16 protein-coding genes are annotated in these 20620 nt (G+C 51.5%); 11 read left to right on the top strand and 5 right to left on the bottom strand.

Going from position 1 to position 20620, the window contains the following annotated elements; translation table 11 throughout:
• Positions 1-374 precede the first annotated feature (374 nt).
• Positions 375-830, bottom strand: coding sequence for a DUF2147 domain-containing protein (locus EJN92_RS13095; protein ID WP_126128238.1), 456 nt, complete (start codon positions 828-830; stop codon positions 375-377).
• Positions 831-950: 120 nt separating this feature from the next.
• Positions 951-3770, bottom strand: a complete 2820-nt coding sequence (locus tag EJN92_RS13100) for a valine--tRNA ligase (RefSeq protein WP_126128239.1) — start codon at positions 3768-3770, stop codon at positions 951-953.
• 296 nt (positions 3771-4066) lie between these two features.
• Here EJN92_RS13100 and EJN92_RS13105 point away from each other — a divergent pair, with 296 nt between their 5' ends.
• The 6 genes from EJN92_RS13105 (at position 4067) to EJN92_RS13130 (ending at position 9721) form a co-directional block, all read left to right on the top strand.
• Positions 4067-4876, top strand: coding sequence for a cytochrome C assembly family protein (locus EJN92_RS13105; RefSeq protein ID WP_126128240.1), 810 nt, complete (start codon positions 4067-4069; stop codon positions 4874-4876).
• Complete coding sequence (locus tag EJN92_RS13110; RefSeq protein ID WP_126128241.1) at positions 4873-5133, top strand: PP0621 family protein; 261 nt, start codon at positions 4873-4875, stop codon at positions 5131-5133. The genes EJN92_RS13105 and EJN92_RS13110 overlap by 4 nt, the downstream gene beginning before the upstream one ends.
• A gap of 11 nt (positions 5134-5144) precedes the next feature.
• Complete coding sequence (locus tag EJN92_RS13115; protein ID WP_126128242.1) at positions 5145-6893, top strand: two-component system sensor histidine kinase NtrB; 1749 nt, start codon at positions 5145-5147, stop codon at positions 6891-6893.
• Positions 6894-6899: 6 nt separating this feature from the next.
• Positions 6900-8405, top strand: coding sequence for a sigma-54-dependent transcriptional regulator (locus EJN92_RS13120; RefSeq protein WP_227869533.1), 1506 nt, complete (start codon positions 6900-6902; stop codon positions 8403-8405).
• A complete protein-coding gene (gene ampD, locus EJN92_RS13125; RefSeq protein WP_126129914.1) occupies positions 8395-8973 on the top strand; it encodes a 1,6-anhydro-N-acetylmuramyl-L-alanine amidase AmpD in 579 nt (192 codons plus the stop codon). Before EJN92_RS13120 ends, ampD begins: the two co-directional genes overlap by 11 nt.
• A gap of 331 nt (positions 8974-9304) precedes the next feature.
• Complete coding sequence (locus EJN92_RS13130) at positions 9305-9721, top strand: rhodanese-like domain-containing protein (RefSeq protein ID WP_227869534.1); 417 nt, start codon at positions 9305-9307, stop codon at positions 9719-9721.
• 167 nt (positions 9722-9888) lie between these two features.
• Here the strand turns inward: EJN92_RS13130 and EJN92_RS13135 are convergent, their stop codons facing one another.
• The gene (locus EJN92_RS13135; protein ID WP_126128243.1) at positions 9889-12708 is read right to left on the bottom strand and encodes a M16 family metallopeptidase; all 2820 of its coding nucleotides are present in this window, start codon (positions 12706-12708) and stop codon (positions 9889-9891) included.
• A gap of 516 nt (positions 12709-13224) precedes the next feature.
• Positions 13225-13797 carry a 5-formyltetrahydrofolate cyclo-ligase gene (locus EJN92_RS13140; RefSeq protein WP_126128244.1) on the bottom strand — a complete coding sequence of 191 codons (573 nt, stop codon included), beginning with the start codon at positions 13795-13797 and terminating at the stop codon, positions 13225-13227.
• Between the two features lie 35 nt (positions 13798-13832).
• Here EJN92_RS13140 and EJN92_RS13145 point away from each other — a divergent pair, with 35 nt between their 5' ends.
• The 5 genes from EJN92_RS13145 (at position 13833) to EJN92_RS13165 (ending at position 19363) form a co-directional block, all read left to right on the top strand.
• The gene (locus tag EJN92_RS13145) at positions 13833-15824 is read left to right on the top strand and encodes a lytic transglycosylase domain-containing protein (RefSeq protein ID WP_126128245.1); all 1992 of its coding nucleotides are present in this window, start codon (positions 13833-13835) and stop codon (positions 15822-15824) included.
• A gap of 59 nt (positions 15825-15883) precedes the next feature.
• Positions 15884-16600 carry a glutathione S-transferase family protein gene (locus tag EJN92_RS13150; protein WP_126128246.1) on the top strand — a complete coding sequence of 239 codons (717 nt, stop codon included), beginning with the start codon at positions 15884-15886 and terminating at the stop codon, positions 16598-16600.
• Between the two features lie 24 nt (positions 16601-16624).
• Complete coding sequence (locus EJN92_RS13155) at positions 16625-17869, top strand: multifunctional CCA addition/repair protein (RefSeq protein WP_126128247.1); 1245 nt, start codon at positions 16625-16627, stop codon at positions 17867-17869.
• Positions 17870-17948: 79 nt separating this feature from the next.
• Positions 17949-18638, top strand: coding sequence for a GNAT family N-acetyltransferase (locus tag EJN92_RS13160; protein ID WP_126128248.1), 690 nt, complete (start codon positions 17949-17951; stop codon positions 18636-18638).
• A gap of 188 nt (positions 18639-18826) precedes the next feature.
• Positions 18827-19363 (top strand): DUF2058 domain-containing protein, encoded by a 537-nt coding sequence (locus tag EJN92_RS13165; protein ID WP_126128249.1) that lies wholly within the window; start codon positions 18827-18829, stop codon positions 19361-19363.
• 123 nt (positions 19364-19486) lie between these two features.
• Here the strand turns inward: EJN92_RS13165 and EJN92_RS13170 are convergent, their stop codons facing one another.
• Positions 19487-20068, bottom strand: a complete 582-nt coding sequence (locus tag EJN92_RS13170; protein ID WP_126128250.1) for a PEP-CTERM sorting domain-containing protein — start codon at positions 20066-20068, stop codon at positions 19487-19489.
• Between the last annotated feature and the right edge of the window lie 552 nt (positions 20069-20620).

Consider the following 20620-nt stretch of genomic DNA (forward strand, 5'->3'; position numbering starts at 1 on the left):
TTTTCTTGATACTGATCTAGATCAAGCTCAGGCACATGTGATGAACGGGGCAAAATTGAGGCAGCGCCAAGGCGCATATCCGGCGCGGCCTACAGGCCAGGTGCCTAGTAAAGGCGCATGGAATATGCGCGCTGGGTTAGGTAATATCGTTCAGTTAAACTTTGTTCTATGTATCGTTATTCCCGCGAAGGCGGGAATCTAGCGGCGTAAAAGCCTAAAGACACTGGATCCCTGCCTACGCAGGGATGACGTCTAGACGGATTGGAGCTTAACTGAACAGCATTACGCTGACTGGGGCGCCAAAAGAAAACGGGAACCTAGGCTCCCGTTTGTGTGTGCTGTTAGCGCTTACTCAGCGCTTGCTCAGTGCGTGCTTATTGCTCGCGTATCCAGACTTGGCTGCGACCTATGAAGGCCATGCCTATATAACCGCGCACATTGAGTTTTTTGTTGTTGTCGGTCACGCTCAATTTGCTGCTGTAGAGTTTGCCGTTTTCCGGATCCAGAATTTTGCCGCCATTGTATTCATCACCGTCTTTTTTCAGACCTGTCAATATCGTCATGCCGAGTATAGGTTGGGCTTTATTCGTGCCTTCGCATTTATCGCACTTAGGATTTTGATCGGTGTCCGGATCGCGGAACAGTTTTTCTATCTTGCCCGTCAGTTCGCCACCCACTTCGGTGATGCGTATCAAGGATTTCGGCTTGCCGGTTTTGTCGTCTATGCTTTTCCACAGACCGGTAGGGCCTTCTTGCGCCGCTACCAATGGGCTGATAGAGATGGATAAAAGAACTGCGAGTAAGGCGCTAATGCTAGTTAATTTTTTCATGAGGTCTCCATTATTTAAGTTTTAAACTTCTTAAATGATTGTACGTGGCGGCAGTTTTCGCCACGCACACAAATATTAGAGCATCTACTTTAATTGATAAATTAAACAACACTTAGCATCTTAGGCGTCAGGCAGCTTGGCAAATTGTTCGCGTAGTTTCTCTAAAGTAGCAGAGAAATTAGCCATCCGCTCTTGCTCTTGCGCAACCACTTGCGCAGGGGCACGAGCGACGAAGCTTTCATTGCCCAGTTTGGCTTGCGCCTTGGCAATTTCTGCGTCCAGTCTGGCGATTTCTTTCGACATCCGTTCGCGTTCGGCAGCGACGTCTATCTCTACCTGCAGCATCAGCTTGCTTGCGCCAACGATGGATACCGGCGCCGGTGAATCGGGCAAGGCATCGACCAGTTGCACTTCGGATAGCTTGGCCAGTGCTTGCAGATAAGGGGCGAAAGATTGCAGACGCGCTTTGTCCTCAAGATTGGCGGCTTGCAATAACAGTGGCACGCGTACCGCCGGCGAGAGTTGCATTTCACCGCGCAAATTACGGCAGGCATCGGTCATGGTTTTGAGGCCAGTCATCCATTCTTCGGCAGCGCTATCTAGATTGTCAGGATTGGCAATCGGATAGGCCTGCATCATGATAGAGTCGCCCGCCGGATTGAGCGTCTTGCCTGCCAAGGGAGCGACGGTTTGCCACAATGCTTCGGTGACAAACGGGATCACTGGATGCGCCATGCGCAAAGTCACTTCGAGTACGCGCAACAGCGTGCGGCGGGTGGCGCGTTGCTGTGCTTCTGTGCCGTGCTGCATCTGTACCTTGGCCACTTCCAGATACCAGTCGCAATATTCATCCCAGACAAATTTGTAAATGGCGGAGGCAATATTATCGAAGCGGTAGTCGCTAAAGCCTTTTTCCAGCTCCATCTCTGTGCGTTGCAGGGTAGAGATGATCCACTTATCGGCTTGTGAGTAATCCAGATCGGCGTCGCCAGATGTGAAACCGCAATCCTTGCCTTCGGTATTCATCAGGACGAAGCGGGTCGCATTCCAGAGTTTATTGCAGAAATTGCGATAGCCTTCGCAACGTCCCAGATCGAAGTTGATGTTACGACCCAGTGAAGCGTAGCTCGCCATGGTGAAGCGCAAGGCATCGGTACCATAGGCGGGGATACCATCGGCGAACTCTTTGCGGGTGGCCTTTTCTATGCTGGCGGCCTGCTTAGGGTTCATCAGACCTAGGGTGCGCTTGGCGGCGAGTTCATCAACGCTGATACCATCGATCAGATCGATAGGATCGAGCGTATTGCCCTTGGATTTAGACATCTTCTGACCGCTGGAGTCGCGCACCAGACCATGCACATACACGGTGTGGAACGGTACCTTGCCGGTGAAATGCGCGGTCATCATGACCATGCGTGCCACCCAGAAGAAGATAATGTCAAAGCCTGTAACCAAGACCGAAGACGGCATGAACAGCTTCATGTCCGCGGTCTGTTCCGGCCAGCCCATGGTCGAAAACGGTACCAGGGCCGAGGAGAACCAGGTGTCGAGCACGTCTTCGTCGCGCTTTAAGGCGCCAGTGTAGCCAGCCGCCACGGCTTTGGCTTTGGCTTCATTTTCATCGCGGCCGACGAAGGTTTCGCCATTATCGCCATACCATGCCGGAATCTGATGACCCCACCAGAGTTGACGCGAGATACACCAATCCTGAATATTATTCAGCCACTGGTTGTAAGTGGTGCTCCAGTTTTCTGGTACGAATTTGACTTCACCGTTCGCGACTTTTTCCAGCGCCACTTCAGCGATAGATTTGCCTGGAAAGTGCGTGCCTTCCGGGGCCGGTTTGCTCATCGCCATAAACCACTGGTCAGTGAGCATAGGTTCGATAATCACATTGGTACGGTCGCCGCGTGGCACCATCAATTTGTGCGGTTTGACGGATTCGAGCAGGCCTTGCGCATCCAGATCGGCCACCATTTGCTTACGGGCCACGAATCTGTCCATGCCTTGGTAGGCTGCCGGCGCGTTTTCATTGATCTTGGCATCGAGTGTCATGATGCAGATCAGTGCCAGTTTATGTCTTTGGCCAACTGCGTAATCGTTGAGATCATGCGCAGGCGTGATCTTGACGCAACCAGTGCCGAATTCCTTGTCTACGTATTCATCGGCAATGATAGGAATTTCTCTATCGGTCAGCGGCAGTTTCAGCATCTTGCCGACCAGATGAGTATAACGCTCATCCGTCGGATCTACCGCCACCGCGACGTCGCCCAGTAAGGTTTCCGGACGGGTGGTAGCGACCGTCAAATGGCCGCTACCATCGGCAAACGGATAACGGATATGCCACATGGAGCCGTCTTCTTCGACTGACACCACTTCCAGATCGGAGACCGCGGTACCGAGTACCGGATCCCAGTTAACCAGACGCTTGCCGCGATAAATTAAACCCTGTTCAACCAGGCGTACAAACACTTCCGTCACGCTTTTTGAGCGCGGCGCATCCATCGTGAAGTATTCGCGCTTCCAGTCAGTGGAGGCACCCATACGGCGCATTTGGCCAGTAATGGTAGAGCCGGATTTTTCTTTCCACTCCCAGACTTTTTCCAGGAATTTTTCGCGGCCAAGGTCATGGCGAGAAATTTTTTGTGCATCGAGTTGCCGCTCAACCACGATCTGGGTCGCGATACCGGCGTGATCCGTGCCTGGTATCCATGCCGTATTGTGGCCGCGCATGCGGTAGTAACGGGTCAGTCCATCCATGATGGTTTGGTTAAACGCATGCCCCATGTGCAGGGTGCCGGTAACGTTCGGTGGTGGCAACTGTATGCTGAAAGAGGGCTTGGCCTCGTCCATGCTGGCGGTAAAGTAACCGCGTTGTTCCCATTCATTACGCCAGTACGCTTCAATATCGGCTGGCTCAAAAGACTTGGCTAATTCCATGATTTTTTGCTGGTTAGTGTGCTAAAGCATTGATTATAAATGACACTAGGCTTAGCACTGCTAGAAACCGAGATAAAAACCGCTGTCGAGAATAAATCCTTGAAGAACTTGCTGAGTCTATACCTCATATTTCCCAGTTCTGACTTCGTGAGTGCACTCGCGCAAATGATTTTAAGTTTGAAAAATGCTATAGTTGCAACTATGGCTGAGCTAGCCTTGATCTAAGCGGGCTTACTGCACTTTTTTCTATCGTGCGAAGCAATATTTTTTTACCTGACATGGTGTAAACTTAGCCGATGCTAATTTATTTATCCTTTCTGGCGGCAGCAATGTATGTCGCCTGCGCCCTGATTTCAGGGCCGCGCCGTGTTTTAAATTCGGGCTTGAGCGCACTCGCCTGGTTAATGCATGGCTGTGCTTTGTGGTTTACGGTGTTTTTTGACGATGGCTTACGGGTCGGCTTCGCTGTCATGTTGTCGGCGGCCATGTGGGTGTCGGTACTGGTGTATTGGCTGGAAAATCAAAATTTTTCGCTGGATGGCCTGAAGGTCTTGCTGCTGCCGGTTGCTGCGGTGATGGCAGTGTTACCGGTATTTTTTCCTGGAAATCTGATTACTTTGGCCGGTAAAACCTCCATGTTTCCCTGGCATATTGCAGTAGCCTTGCTGGCTTACAGCACCCTCACTATCGCTGCTTTTCATGCGTTGGTGATGGTTTTACAGGATGCACATCTGCATAAATTACGCGGCAATCAAGCCCAGCATTGGTTAAATACGGCCATCGAACGTCTGCCCGCCTTGATGACTATGGAAAAAATTCTGTTTCGCCTGGTTTTTATCGGTTTCATTTTATTGACGCTGACGGTATTTTCCGGTGTGGTCTTTTCTGAGCAGGTCTTAGGTGTGGCGTTTAAATGGGATCATAAAACTTTGCTTTCGCTCTTGTCTTGGGCTTTGTTTGGCATCTTGCTGGCAGGTCGCCAATGGCGCGGTTGGCGCGGTAAGACCGTGCTGAGTTTTACCTTGGGCGGTTTTCTGACCTTGTTGATGGCTTACGTTGGTAGTCGTTTTGTTTTAGAGGTTTTATTGCACCGGAGTTTGGCATGAGATTTTTGATGTGGTTGGCCTTGGGCGTGTTGGTGCTGTTCGCTGTGCGTAAGAAAGCGCAAAATCTGGCGCGGCCGGACCAGCCATCTCAAGCATCTGCGGCATCGCAGGCAGAGGCGGGTGCTGCCGCCACCTCCACTGGCAGTGCGGAAAGCATGGTCTGTTGTGAGCGTTGCCAGCTGTATTTTCCAGCCTCGGAGGCGGTTTTTAAAGAGAATAAAAGCTATTGTTGCGCTGCGCATGCAGAGCAGTCGTAAATTTCTAGTCAATGGCTACTATTTCGCCCGATTCTCTCTCGACTAGCAGCACCTTCTGGCGCTCGCTGCAAACTTTAAACATTTCCCGGGTTGTGGTTGCAACTTCGCTCTTGAGCTTCCTCAGCCTCAAGACCGGTAAAGAGTTTTGGTACGTTGAGCATTTTTGGTTTCGGTTAGCGGCGATCGCCTATTTGCTCATCGCAATTGCCTTCGTGCTCATCAAGGCCAATTACCGTAAGCGATTTTTACTCCAGTTAACCTCTCAAATTATTTTAGACATCCTGATTATTTCAGTGATGTATCTGGCCTCGGGCGGCAGCAAGGGCGGTTTTGCCATTCTGTTTCTGTTTCCACTGGCGGGTATCGGTATTTTGGGTCCCTTAATTTGGGCTCTGTTTTTTGCCGCTGCAGTGACACTGTTTTTGTTGATGGATGGTGTTTATCATGTCCTGCAATTAGATGATGGTATGCCGATTTCTCAGGCCGGTCTGTATGGCGTGGCCTACTTTTCTGTGGTCTACGTGCTTAATCGCCTGGCCGGAAATTTGATACGGCAAGAAGATTTGGCGATACGGCGTGGCAATGAGTTGGCGGTGCAACAGGCGATTAATCGGGTCGTGATTGCCGATATGCGTGATGGTATTTTGGTGCTTGATCAATATGAGCGCTTGCTAGAAATTAACCCCGCTGCAGAGCACATGCTAGGTGGCGATTTGGCCTCCAGCATGAAAATTGCGGACGCAAAATTAGGTAATATTCCCGCCTTATCGCCGATTGCCGAAGCACTGGCGGCAAGGCGCCAGCGTAGCTATAGTTCGCATACCACCATGTGGTTGATGAATGAAGATGCCTCTTTCGTCTCGATACGCCAATTGGATAATCGGCACAATGAAACCATGTCGCGCGATACCCAGCGCCGCGCCGAGCGGCCCGACTTTGTGACGCATTTAAAATTGCGTTTTGTGATGGTCGATCATGCCGAGTTGACCGAAGTCAAACAAGGAAAGGCTGCCTACACCATCATTTTTATGCAAAATGTATCCGACATAGAGAATCAGGCGCAGCAATTGAAACTGGCGTCTATGGGACGTCTGACGGCCAGTATTGCGCATGAAGTCAGGAACCCTTTGTCGTCGATTTCTTACGCAGCCTCACTGCTCAACGAAGATATCAACAACGAAGTGCAAAGCAAACGTCTCTTGAAAATTGTTGATGATAATGTGGCACGCTTGAATCAACTGATAGAAGATATTTTGAAATTGTCACGCAAGGCGCAGACCGATATACGTCCATTTCCGCTGATGCCTGAGATTGCCGCCATGGTGCATGACTTTATCGAGACTTTATCCTTGCCGGAAAACTTGATTAGCATAGAGGAGGGCATGAATTTTTCTGTGGTGTTTGACCCCCTGCATTTGCGTGAGGTGGTGCTTAATTTACTCTCGAATGCGGTACGCTATGCCAGTGGTGAGCCTGGCAGTATTCGCCTGTATCCCAAACTCGGTGCCGGTAACCGACTGGAATTGCATATACTCGATGATGGCCCGGGGATTTCTTCTGACGTCAGGTCACATTTATTCGAGCCGTTTTATACAACTTCGAGTAAGGGCACCGGTTTAGGCCTGTATATGGCGCGCGAATTATGTTTGAATAACCATGCCCTGCTTGATTATGAGTATCGTCAGGATGAAATGCATAAGGGCGAAGGGGCATCAACCGGACGTTTCGTGATTAACTTTTCTCTACCAGATCGACTATAAACGCCTATGAGTACTACCGAAATCTCAAGCCAGATGCGCGTTTTAGTCGTGGACGACGAAGCGCATTTGCGTGAATTATTAGAAATCACCCTGATCAAAATGGGCTTGGACGTCGACAGTGCCGAGTCCTTGGCGGTGGCGCGTAGCTATTTGGCGAAGACCAGCTACGCCCTGGTATTGACCGATATGCGTTTGCCGGATGGCTCCGGTATGGAGTTGGTAGAAGAAGTCGGTAGCCTGTATAAAAACACGCCTATCGCCGTGATTACCGCCTTCGGCAGTGCCGACAATGCGGTGGTGGCGCTTAAAGCTGGTGCTTTTGATTATGTCTCCAAGCCCGTCGCCTTAGACCAATTGCGTAAATTAGTCCGCTCCGCGCTGCAGATGAATCAGGTGCCAGTCGCAATTTCTAAAGAAGCGCAAGCCCCTGATGCACTGAGCCCGTCTTGCCTGATAGGGCAGTCGGCAGCCATGCAGGATGTGCGCTCCCAGATCGCGCGTTTGGCGCGCAGCATGGCGCCGGTGATCATTACCGGCGAATCCGGTAGCGGTAAAGAATTGGCGGCGCGTGAGATTCATGCCAATAGCGTACGTCTGGGCAAGGCGTTTATCGCAGTCAATTGCGGCGCGATCCCCGAGGCCTTGATGGAGGCCGAATTTTTTGGTTATCGTAAAGGTGCTTTCACCGGGGCGAGCGACGATAGAGATGGTTTTTTTCAGGCGGCCAGTGGCGGTACTTTAATGCTCGATGAAGTCGCTGATTTGCCCTTGGCGATGCAAGTGAAGTTACTGCGCGCGATACAAGAGCGGCGCGTACGCAAAGTGGGCGCGACCGTCGAAGAGCCGGTCGATGTGCGCATCATTAGCGCCACCCATCAAAATCTGGAAGCCTGCGTCAGCGCCGGTAAATTCCGCCAGGATTTGTATTACCGCTTAAACGTCATCGAATTGCATCTGCCACCTCTGCGTGAACGCTTGGGGGATATCGCGGTATTGTCCGATGCGATACTGCAGCGTTTAGGCAGTACCGAGTATCCGGTCAGTTTGCAAGCCTCGGCCTTACAAGCTTTGAGTGAATACGATTTTCCCGGCAATGTGCGTGAACTAGAGAATATCCTTGAGCGCGCGGTGGCCTTCGCCAACGATGGCAGTATAGAAGTGACTGATCTGGCCTTACGCAATAATGGCCGCAATAGTGGCAGCAGTAAAACCGCCCGGCTCAACGAGACTGCGAAGCTTGAGGCTAGCGAAGTAGCAGATTTCACCCAGATATTGGCGCAGCCTCCACCTTTGATGGCGGACCTGGTCGCGCTTGAAGAAGAGAATCTATTTTCGGCACCGGAACTGCCTTGTTGTCTGCCTGAGTATCTAGAGAAAATAGAGCGCGAACTGATACGCCGCGCTTTGCTCAAAACCCATGACAACCGCACTCAGGCGGCCGAGTTGCTGGGGGTGAGTTTCCGTCAATTGCGTTATCAAATTCAAAAATTGAAAATCAATGATGCTGGCTAAGCAGGGCGTCGCACCAAAAAACACGCACTGGGCTATCGATCAAGATGGCTGGTGTGCAGGGGCGACTCAGCTGCCTTCGCCCAATTATGGTGTGCGTCCAGCCGCGAGCGAGATTTCTCTGATCGTACTGCACAATATTAGTTTGCCAGCCGGGCAATTTGGCGGCGGCTATATCCAAGATTTGTTTTTAAATCGCCTCAACTGCGATCTCCATCCTAGTTTTAATGACTTGCGCGAACTCAAGGTGTCTGCGCATTTCCTGATCTTGCGCGATGGCTCACTTTTACAATGTGTGTCGACTTTGGCGCGCGCCTGGCATGCCGGTGTATCTGCATTTGAGGGGCGCAGTGGCTGTAACGACTTTTCTATCGGCATAGAGTTGGAAGGTAGTGACGAGATCGCGTTTGAGGCTCAGCAGTATCAAACTCTAGCCGCACTGTGCCGGGCTTTGCTGCAGCGCTTTGCGATACAGCACATCGTTGGTCACAATGAGATCGCGCCAGGCAGAAAGACCGACCCCGGCCCTTGTTTTGACTGGCAGCATTTGCAAACTCTGTTGCAAGACTAATCGGTGTGTCGCTAGCTTTCTGTCTTTGGCAGCCTAGTGTGGGGTGTTGAATCACATCAATTTCTAATTCAGCAGGCGCATATTCTATGCGGCTGCTGGCAGCAAATCGGTCTGGAAGCCGCATGGATATTGCGCCTTCGGTTTTGGAGACTTCTAAAATCAGCATATGCTAGCTTCACCACCCTGCTGAAATAGACAAATGTGCATTTTTCACATCTGTCGTATTGCTTGCGTTACTATATTGGTATTAAGCATGAGCAAGCTCTTGCTACTTGGCTGCTCTTAGTTCTTTGGATAGCCAGCAGAATGTCTCTTTGATTAAGGTGCTGACATGAAATCAAAAAAAATTTATGCCCTCATGCTAGGGATCTTATTTAGTGTTGGCTTTAGCCATGCGGCCTCGGCGGCGAGCCCGAAATCGGTAGATGTTTTACAGGTGACCAGCTTGCAAAATGGCGGCGCCTTACTGCTTGATGTGCGCGAGGTCGATGAATATGCCGAGGTGCATGTGCCAAATAGTACCTTGATACCCTTGGGGCAATTGCCGCAGCGCTTACAGGAACTGGGACCGGATAAGAGCCGTCCTGTGGTGTTGATCTGTCGCTCCGGGCGGCGCTCGGCAGCGGCGCAGGCCTTACTGGAAGTGGCTGGTTTTACTTCCTTGACGAATGTTGAAGGCGGTATGATTTCCTGGCAAAAATCGGGATTGCCGGTCATCACGGGCGCTGCCAAATCGACTAAAGAATAGTGCCTGGTTTGCTTACCTTGATCTGATTTGGATCGCACTCAAAGCAAAATTGTAGAAATTAAAAAAAGCTGGATACGGCGACGTATCCAGCTTTTTTATTCATGACACTGCAGCTGCTAAAGCTAAACTTCGCTAAATTTCGCCAAGTTTAGCTAAACCAGCGCATGTTATTTACTCGCGCCATCCTTGGCCGCTTTTGCAAAATCCCCCGCGCTGATCACCGAGATGTTCACCGCTTTCAGATTTTGACGTAAGGCGTCGTTGACTTGCGCCAGACTCAGCGCTGCAACCTTGGCTTCTAACTCATTATCATGCAACATGTTGCGGTCGATCTTCAGATAGCTCGCTAAGCGTTGCGCCAGGCTGGCATCGGAAGTACGGTTGACTTCATTCGATTGTTTCCAGGCTTTTTTCGCGTCCAGCAATTCTTCTTCGGTAAATCCGCTGCTCAGTGCTCTTTGTACTTCTTCGCGCAATGCCGCTTCTACTTTTGCGGTGTTTTGCGGGGCACTGATAGCGTAGGCCACCCACATGCCTGCTGGATCTAAGGCGGGAACATTGAGTTGCGAGCCTACACCGTAAGACAAGCCTTCTTTCTGGCGGATTCTATCGGCCAGACGGCTGCGCAAGGCACCGCCACCTAGCATGTGGTTGGCGATCAGCAGTGCCGGATAGGTTGAGGCACTATCGTTGATCGTCAAAGGCTGCACCGCCAGCAACATGCTATTGGCCTTATCCGGGGTTTCCAGCGCAATCTTGGCACCAGCCACGGTCTTGATGCTGCGCGGGATCCGCACGTAGGCCTGCGTCGATTTCCACATGCCAAAACGCGATGCTAATTGCGCCTTAAGTGCGATCTCATCAAAATTGCCAACCGCCGAAAATGTTGCGTTATTCGCGCCGTAGAAGGCAGTATGGAAGGCCCGGACAGCCTCGACCGTGACCGCCTTAGTCTCGGCCAATTGCTCTTGCAAGCTGCCGACGTGACGCACGTGACCAGCCGGTGTAGCATCGATCAGACGCGCCATGGCGTTTGATGCCAAAGGCTCAGGTTCTGGGATTTCTTGTTCGGCACGATTGATCGCCGCCAGTTGCTGCTCCTGAAATTCTTTGGCAGGGAAGTTCGATTTTTTCAAGACTTCACTGAGCAGATCGATCACTGCCGGCAGATTTTCTTTGGTGCTGGTGATGTTGGCGGTAATACCCTCAGCATTGCCGCTGATGCTCACTTGCGCTTTGAGTTGATCAAAGCTGTCTTTAATTTCCTGGCGCGACAGTCTATCGGTGCCGCTCAAGAGCATGGATGCGGCAAATTCACCGATCTGGGCTTTTCCTTTCAGACTGTCTTCGCTGCCTAGGCGTAATTGCAGGGTGGCGCTGACCGTCGCGCCCTTGGTTTTCTTAGGCAAGAGTGCGGCCTTTAAACCTCCTGGTAGAGTGAACCTTTGCGTGCGCGTTTCTATATTCATAGGACTGGTATCGAAGGCCTCGCCCTGCGCTACTGCTGCGCGCCCCGAATAAGCCTTGAGTGCTGCCATCACATCGGTCTTGGCTGGCACTTCGGTGCGGTCTGCGTTGTCGGTAGGGATGAAGCGGCCGAGGGTGCGATTCGATGGTTTTAAATACTTGACGGCCGCCGCTTGCACGCTGGCAGCATCCATTTTTTCCATCTGATCGCGCTGCAGGAAAAATAGACGCCAATCGCCGGCTGCCATCGATTCGGTCAAGGCGATCGTCAAATTGGCGGTATCGGCCATCGCCAGTTCTATGCCCTTATTGATTTGCTGTTTGGCGCGTGCGACTTCGGCCTCGGTGATAGGCTGAGTTTTCAGATTTTCTAAGACCTTGAGCATGGCGTCCTGGGTCAGATCCAGATTGCCTTCTTTGGCCACCACCGCACCGAAGATACGATAACCAGGCTCCAGATTGCTGACCGGATCGTGCTCCAGGCGCGTCGCCAATTTGGTTTCTACCAGGGCTTTATGCAGACGCCCACTAGGAGCATCGACCAAAATGCGGCTGAGCAGTGACAGTGCCACTGCATCTGGGTGACCAGACGGTGCCGCATGGTAACCGGCTCCTATGAATTGGGTACCGCCGCTACGCCTTACGGTCACAGCGCGTTCGCCATCCTGAGTCGGTTCGGCAGTGTAAGTTGGTTGCAGCACGCGGCTAGGTTTAGGGATGCGGCCGAATAGTTCATTGACTTGCTTGAGTACTTTGGCTTCGTCGAAACGGCCCGCCACCATCAGGGCGGCATTATCCGGCTGATAGAAATTTTTATAAAAAGCGCGCAAGCGTGGGATATTCACTTGCTCGATATCGGAGCGCGCACCGATGGTCGATTTGCCGTAGTTGTGCCAGTCGTAGGCGACCGCTTGTATCCGTTCTGTGGTGACAGCGATAGGGTCGCTTTCACCCATTTCGAACTCATTGCGTACCACCGTCATTTCGCCCTTATTGGTCTTGGTGTTCCATAAGTCGTTTTGATCGATCGCTGCGTTGACCATGCGATCCGCTTCCAGTGCCAGCATCTGACGCAGGTTGTCGTCATTGGCAGGGAAGGTCGCAAAATAATTGGTGCGGTCATACCAGGTGGTGCCGTTGAACTGCCCACCTATGGCATTGAGCACTTCGACCGGCGTCTTAGTGCCTTTTTTTACGCCAAAATTGGCACTAGGTTTAAACAGCAGATGTTCGAGTAAATGCGCCATGCCGGTTTCGCCATAATTTTCATGACGCGAGCCGACCATGTAAATAATATTGGTCGTCAAACTGGCTTTACTAGGATCAGGAAATAACATGACGCGCAGGCCGTTAGCCAGGCGATATTCGGTAATGCCCTCCACCGTGGTCACTTTGACTGGTGCAGCCAGCGCCGCGCTTCTGCTCAATTGCGGAGGGGCAGCATCGGCTGGAATTTGAGAATAAGCCAATCCTGGAGACAGGATGCCAGCGCTAAGCATGAGTACGGTAAGCAATTTCACGGAGTTTTTCCTAAAATGGGAACGAACATGGAAAATATGCTAAAACGCCAACTTTGGCAATCTGCTTTTTACTTTAAATTATGAATTACTGTCACTGGAAAACCTAATTTGAGCAAAAACGAAAAGGGATCTTCTAAAACCCCAAGAGTCTCGATGCTAGCAGCTCACAAGACAAAGCTTTGCCGCAGAGGCGCAGAGTACGCAAAGGGAAAAACCAAGGTTTTCTCTGCGTACTCTGCGCCTCTGCGGCGAGAAAAGTTTTTGTTTTTAGGTTTTTAGAAGTTCTCAAAACGCTATGCGCATATTCCATGCGCTCCACAGCCCGAAAAGCCGCGCTAAGGCGCATGGAATATGCGTATTGGTTTTTTAACGTCTAAAAATCGACGAACCGTGATGATTGCGACTCACAAGAAAAGGCTTTGCCGCAGAGGCGCAGAGGACGCAGAGGGAAAAACCAAGATTTTCTCTGCGTCCTCTGCGCCTCTGCGGCGAGAAAAGTTTTTGCTTTTTAGGTTTTTAGAAGTTCCCTTTTAGTTTTCCGTTTTCGGTCAGAATCTCGTCCATCGCGATGTCATGTGCTTCTGCCGCAAAATCGGCTTGCGCTTGCGCGTAGGCGATGCCTAGCGCCAGGGGGCGCGGTTGCTTTGCCAGAGTGCGGTCATAGTAGCCACCGCCATAGCCCATACGAAATTTATCGCGATTGTAGCCAACGCAGGGGATCAGCAGCACTTGCGGAATGAGGCTGCGCTCGCGCTGCTGTGGCACCGGGATACCGTATTCATCCGTATCCATGGCGTCGCCACTTTGCCATTCTAGGAATAGCAATGGCTGCTGTTTTTCCTGTACTAAAGGCAGGGCCAACTGTATCCCCATTTTTTGTAGCTCTGGATAGATCTCGCGCAAGTCGGGCTCGGCCTGTATCGGCCAAAATAGGCCCAGACTAGTTGGACGATGTAGGCTGCACCAGGCGAGTAAATTTTGCGCGATGGCACTATCCCATTGCTGCCGCATAGTGGGAGCTGTGTTGCGACGTAATGCCAACAGATTTTTGCGTAGAGCAGGGCGACTGAGTAAGGGTGGCTGTGTCATACTGTTAATAAGATAAAGAAAGAAAGCCGTAGATCATGTTTTTACCGAAAAAAATTGCACGTCTGACTCTGCGTGCTTCATTGTGCCTCAGTTTTCAGCTAAGTTTGTCCATGTTAGCAGCATTGCTACCGCAGTCAGAAGCGCTGGCGGCGAAAGTCGCGAAAACTTTTGTCACTGACGATGATAGATTCATGGCCTTGCGCGATGCCGCTATGCATGACGACGCCAGCTCTGCGCAAGAATACGCGGGTGCATTACGACAGTATGAGATTCCTTCGTATGTCGATTATTACGTGCTCAGAACACGGATACGTTCGGCTTCGAATACCGAAGTCAAAGATTTTCTCAGTCGCTACGAAGGCAGCGCAATTGCCGATCGTCTGCGTAATGACTGGTTGCTGGTGCTGGCGCATCGTGGCGAGTGGGATACTTTCGATCAGCAATATCCACAATTTGTGGTGGCCGATGACACCCAGTTGAAGTGTTATGCCTTGTTGTCAAAAGCCATCAAACAGCAAAAAGTAGCGGCCGAGGCGCGTGCCTTGCTGGTGGCGCCGCGCGACTATGGCGTTGGCTGTTATTCATTGTTGACGTATTTGTCCGAGCAGGGCCAGTTTTCTGAGTCTGACCTTTGGACGCAGATGCGCATGGCGGCCGAAAATTCAGCCATGCCGCTGGCGCTGCGCATCGCCAAGTTACTCGATGTGGCAGAGAAAAGCGTCACGCAAGCGATCGATAAACCCGCAACTTTACTCAAAAAAGCGCCAGCCTCGGGTAAAGCGGCGCATGAGCTGTATCTGATTGCTTTGGGGCGCTTAGCCAAGACCGATCCTGATGAGGCGGCGGACACCTTGTCGCAATACAGCGCTAAATTCTCCGAGACCGAGCGCGCTCAAGGCTGGGCGCATATCGCTTTACAGGCTGCACTTAAGCTGAAACCGGAAGCACTGGCATATTGGCATAGAGCCGACGCGGCGACTTTGTCGCAAGAGGCCTCTCAATGGCGGGTTCGCTCGGCTTTGCGGGAAGGCGATTGGGCCATGGTGAAATTCGGAATTGCTGGCATGTCCGCGGCCTTAAAAAATGATCCCGCCTGGATTTACTGGCAAGGTCGCGCCCTAATGGCAGAGGGCAAGAAAGAAGAAGCACAAGCCTTGTTTGCCAGCATCGCTGATCAATTTCATTTTTACGGACAGCTGGCGCTGGAAGAACGTGGCCAGAAAATTGGTGTGCCTTTGACCGCAAAGCCGGCGACTATGGACGAGATGGCGGCAGTCGCGAAAAACGAAAATTTGCAAAGGGCCTTGAAGTTCTATGCCATGAACCTACGTTTTGAAGGTACCCGCGAATGGAACTGGGAACTGCGCAAAATGAACGAACGTCAGCATCTGGTTGCAGCAGAATTAGCGCGCCAGAATAATCTGCTTGATCGAATGGTCAGCACCTCGGATAAGACCAAGGGTGAAAATGATTTCGGCCAGCGTTTTCCTACCCCCTTTAACGACAGTATGTACAAAACCACCCAGGCTTTGGGCGTGGATATGGCATGGGTGTATGGCTTGATACGCCAGGAGTCGCGTTTCATCATGAATGCCAAATCGCATGTCGGTGCCTCGGGCTTGATGCAATTGATGCCAGCGACAGCACGCTATGTCGCCAAAAAAATTGGGATGGAAGGTTTTACGCCGAATCAAGTTAACGACATAGAAACCAATATCGTCTTAGGTACCAGTTATCTGAATATGGTCTTGACCGATCTGGGCGGTTCGCAAGCTTTGGCCTCGGCGGCTTATAACGCAGGACCGGGGCGGCCACGAGCCTGGCGCTCGACTTTGACACGGCCAGTCGAAGGCGCGATTTTTGCGGAAAGCATACCGTTTTCGGAAACCCGCGGCTACGTTAAAAACGTACTCTCGAACGCGACTTACTATGCCGCTATTTTTGAAAAAAAACCGCAGTCACTGAAAGCACGCCTCGGTGTGGTGGTGCCCAAGGGCATGTCGGCGGCGGACGCCGATCTGCCTTGAGTGCGTAAGCCCGAAAAAATAAGTTTTAAATAGAGCAAAACTTTGAGCTTGAGGTAATCATGCAAGATACAGAATTAGAGACCACGCTGGAAGCCGTACTGAGCGGCTCAAAAAAACCGGCTATGCAACTGGTCATAGGGAATAAAAATTATTCATCCTGGTCTATGCGCCCCTGGGTAGTGATGAAGGCGTTTACCATCCCGTTTGAAGAGATACACATCGTGCTGGATCAGCCGACTACCTCGGCGCACATCGCCGAGTATTCGCTGGCAGGACGGGTACCGGTATTGTTGGCCGATCCCGTGGTGGTCTGGGATTCTCTGGCGATCTGTGAGTTTTTGGCAGAGCAATTTCCACTGCAAAATCTGTGGCCGGAAGATGTGGCGGCGCGTGCCATCGCGCGCAGTATTTGCGCCGAAATGCATGCAGGTTTTAGCGATTTACGTGCTTCCATGCCTATGAATATTAAGGCCGATTTTTCTGGTAAGGGCCGCAACGCCGGTTCTCAGGCAGATATCGGGCGCATCAGCGAAATCTGGGAAGACTGCCTGTCGCGCTACGGTGCCCATCATTACTTGTTTGGCGATTTTAGTATCGCCGACGCCTATTTTGCACCCGTGGTGATGCGCTTTAAAACCTATAACGTCTCGCTGGCCCCCGCCTTGCAAGCGTATATAGAAAGAGTGCAGGCGCACCCGGCCGTGGCTGAATGGATACGAGATGCACTTAATGAAGCTGATCATCAGCCTAAGTATGATTTCCCTTCAAATAAGTAAATAAATAAATAAATAAATAAAAGAATGAAAACCTATATCGTCGGCGGTGCGGTACGGGATCGCTTGCTCGGTCTGCCGGTGCAAGACCGTGATCACGTGGTGATAGGTGCGACGCCAGAACAAATGCTGGCTTTGGGCTATACGCCGGTGGGTAAGGATTTTCCGGTGTTTCTGCATCCGAAAACCCACGAAGAATACGCCTTGGCACGCACCGAACGCAAGACCGCCGCTGGCTATAAAGGTTTTGTATTCCACACCGACGCCAGCGTGACGCTGGAACAAGATCTGATACGCCGTGACCTGACGGTGAACGCCATTGCGCAGGATGAAGCTGGGCACTTGACTGATCCATTTCACGGTCAGCAAGATCTGCAAGATCGAATTTTCCGTCATGTTTCTAGCGCCTTTGCCGAAGACCCGGTACGCATTTTAAGACTGGCGCGCTTTGCCGCACGCTTTTCAGTCGCGCCAAATAATTTTAGCGTCGCGCCCGAGACTATGGCTTTGATGCAAGAGATGGTGGCGGCCGGTGAGGTCGATGCTCTGGTGCCCGAGCGCGTCTGGCAAGAGCTGGCGCGTGGCCTGATGGAGGCGCGTCCGTCACGTATGTTTGAAGTCTTGCGTGAGTGCGGCGCTCTCAAGCGTCTGTTGCCTGAGCTTGATGCGCTGTGGGGTGTGCCGCAACCGCCCAAATATCATCCTGAGATCGACACCGGCGTGCACGTCATGCTGGTGGTCGATTACGCGGCGCAACAAGGCCATACTTTAGCGATCCGTTTTGCCGCCTTGATGCACGATCTGGGCAAGGGTAGCAGTGATCCGGAAAAATGGCCTAGTCATCACGGCCATGAGCAGCGCGGTGTGGCCCTGGTCGAGGCTGTTTGCCAGCGCCTCAAAGTGCCGGGTGAGTGCCGCGATCTAGCCATCATGACGGCGCGCGATCACGGCAATGTCGGCCGCGCTCTGGAAATGCGCCCGGCCACCTTGCAGGAACTATTTGAACGCAACGATGCTTTTCGCAAGCCGCAGCGTTTTTTTGATATGCTTAAGGCTGCCGAGTGCGATTGTTTTGGGCGTGCCGGTCTGGTCGATATACGTTTTCCGCAACCGGCGTATCTGATTGCGGCCTTGGCGGCGGCGCAGGCAGTTAATGCCGGTGCGGTAGCACAAGCACACGCGGGACAACCTCAAAAAATCGCCTTAGCGATACGCGAGGCAAGGATCGCTGCAGTGCAAGAATTTTGTCGGAGATCAAAGTTGCTTGAATAAGTTTTGCATAGGGTGGTGATCTCACTTACAATGTCTTGTGCAGTGCACAAATTCTCAGTATTTGTAGGAAGACCTCTGTATGCATAGCTCTGATATTTTCCCCGAAGGCAAAGTGCCTGGCGATGTGCCAGCCTCTTCCCAATACACCGTGTTCGTCAAAGAATTGTCGGAGCGCGATAGGCATCGCATCCTCAAGCATTTTCTCGGTCTCAAAGCCAGCGACAGACTATTGCGCTTCGGCACCCATCTGCCCGACGAGATGGTAGAGAAATATGTGGAGGGTCTCGATTTTAGCCGTGATACCTTGTTTGGCGTAGTCAGCCGTAACTTTCGTCTGGTGGGCGTTGGGCATCTGGCCTTTGCGCCGCGTCAGGAAGGTGATGATGTCTCGGATAAAGACAGGCTCGCAGAATTTGGTGTCTCGGTCTCGGAGTCGGCGCGCGGTAAAGGGGTAGGCTCTAAACTCTTCGAGCGTGGTGCCATCCACTGCCGCAATGCCGATGTCGATACCCTCTACATGCATTTTTTGTCTTCCAATCACACCATGGTGCATATTGCCAAAAAAGCCGGTATGGAAATTTTCCGCGAATATGGCGAATCCGATGCCTACCTCAAGGTCTTGCCAGCCGATGCCGTCAGCGTCTTGAAAGAGGCCGTGCAAGAGCAGGTCGCCGCTATCGACTACGGCATCAAAGCCAATGCCAGAGCCGCCGCAAAATGGCTGGGCAATTTGTCGGGCAGTAAAAGCGATAGCAAGAACCCGAAATAAACGGCAAAAATAAGCGCGTGCCAAGCTAAATTGGCGGCCAAGTCCCGGCGTCAGCCGCGCGGATCCCTACACATGAACTGCTCTGACAATGCTGAGCCGCAGAATACGAAATTTTGCTATGCTAGCGGCTTCTCATTGGTCGGCAGTCTTGCCTTGGACCGGAGGCACTTATTTCACGGAGTTGTACTATGGCATCATTGCAAGATCAGTTTTTAAAAGCGGGACTCATCGATAAAAACAAAGCCAAACTGGCCCACCAAGACAAGACCAAGCAAAAGAAAGTTGAGCGCCGGACTGGCACCGAGAGCGTCGATGAATCGCGTCTGGCCGCGCTTGAAGTGCAGCGCAAAAATGCCGAACGCGCGCGCGAACTGAATGCGCAACGCGATGCGGCCGCTAGCCAAAAAGCGGTTTTTGCGCAAATTGTGCAGTTGGTGCAAAAGAATCGCCAAAGCAAGGGCGCAGGCGACATCGCTTATTACTATACGCACGGTACCAAGATCGATAAGATTTATGTGTCAGCAGAGGTGCAGACGCATTTGATTGCTGGCCGACTGGTGATCGTGTGCCTGGAGGGTAAAACAGAATTGCTGCCCCGGATTATCGCGGATAAAATTGCCGAGCGCGATGCTTCACTGGTGGTGCGGGTGAAGAAGACCACCACCGAAATCGATGCGGATGATCCGTATGCCGCCTTCCAGATCCCGGATGACTTTACCTGGTAGCTCGCGAGCCAAAGTCAAGTGCAATACCACTGACCATATCACCAACAAGACACCCAATGAAAAATAATGAGATGGGTGTCTTATTGAGTTTTGATTTACTAAACTAATCCGATCTAAGCTTGATTAAGCTTTACGACGACGTAATGCCAAGCCGAGGAGACCGAGGCCGAGCAAGGCGAATGAGCCTGGTTCCGGCACATTAAGGGTGATATTGTCGATAGCGCCATAGTCTCCACTAATGTATTTGAACTGCACGCTCGATAGTCCATCAAATCCAGTCAGATTCTGGCCTGTGAAGGCATTCACGTTCAGCACATGATAGATGATGCTACCACCGGAAGCGTAGTTGCCGATAATATCGAAAGTGGCTTTGGTGGCGCCGCTTTTGCTGCCAACATCCAGTGAACCGAGTGAAAAGCTAAAGCCGCCTATATTGGTTAAGAACACTTGATTGTTCGTTTGGGAATTCCAGGTGTAGTAGTCGGAACCCGATGTGTTCTGCGACACTTGACCAATGATTGCTGCGTCGGAAGCTCCGGCACCGTTGTTTAGTTGGTAACCGTTTTCCTGATAGTTGTTGCCAATGGCGAATTGACTCTGTGCAGGCGCAACGCCTTCGAAATCAATCAAGATCGGTGTCGCTTGGGCGCCAACAGCGGCCGAAGCAATTAAGGCTGTTGCGAATAGTTTTGCAAATTTGGTCATCGATATTCTCCGTGAGTCAGAGTGCTAGCGCACCCTAAGTGATTTAATTTTTTTCCTGCAATGCTCACATCAGCAATTAACATGCCATAAATAGTTGACGTAATAAAATCCTTACAAATCAAAGGAGTAGCCGTTCGACTTAAGAAGTAATATTTCTCATGTGTAAAATTTCTCGACATTAATTAAATAGGCAGAGGTCAGGCTATACATTGAGCATAAGCAAAGCCAGCTAGGAAGGGCTCCGCCTTTTAGCTCTTGTTGATTACGAAGATGGCCTATTACGGTGTAATCTTTGCGTAACACGACAACGCGAAGCAATGGCGCCGTAAAAAATCAGTAGAGGCACCCCGCCAGCGCGCATATTCCATGCGCTTCTTCAAGCACATAGGCCGGAAAGCCGCATCGGCTATGCGCGCTGGGCCGGGGTGTTTTTGATTTCTTCATGAGTGAGACGGAACCGCCGCAAGCAACTCAGCAATACCAGTGATCTGGCGTGGGCACAAGAAAGCGCGCCCATCCGCCATCGCATTACACTTCCGGCAAGCCCAAGAC

This window comes from Undibacterium parvum (assembly GCF_003955735.1).
In the GTDB taxonomy this organism is placed as follows: Bacteria; Pseudomonadota; Gammaproteobacteria; order Burkholderiales; family Burkholderiaceae_D; genus Undibacterium; species Undibacterium parvum.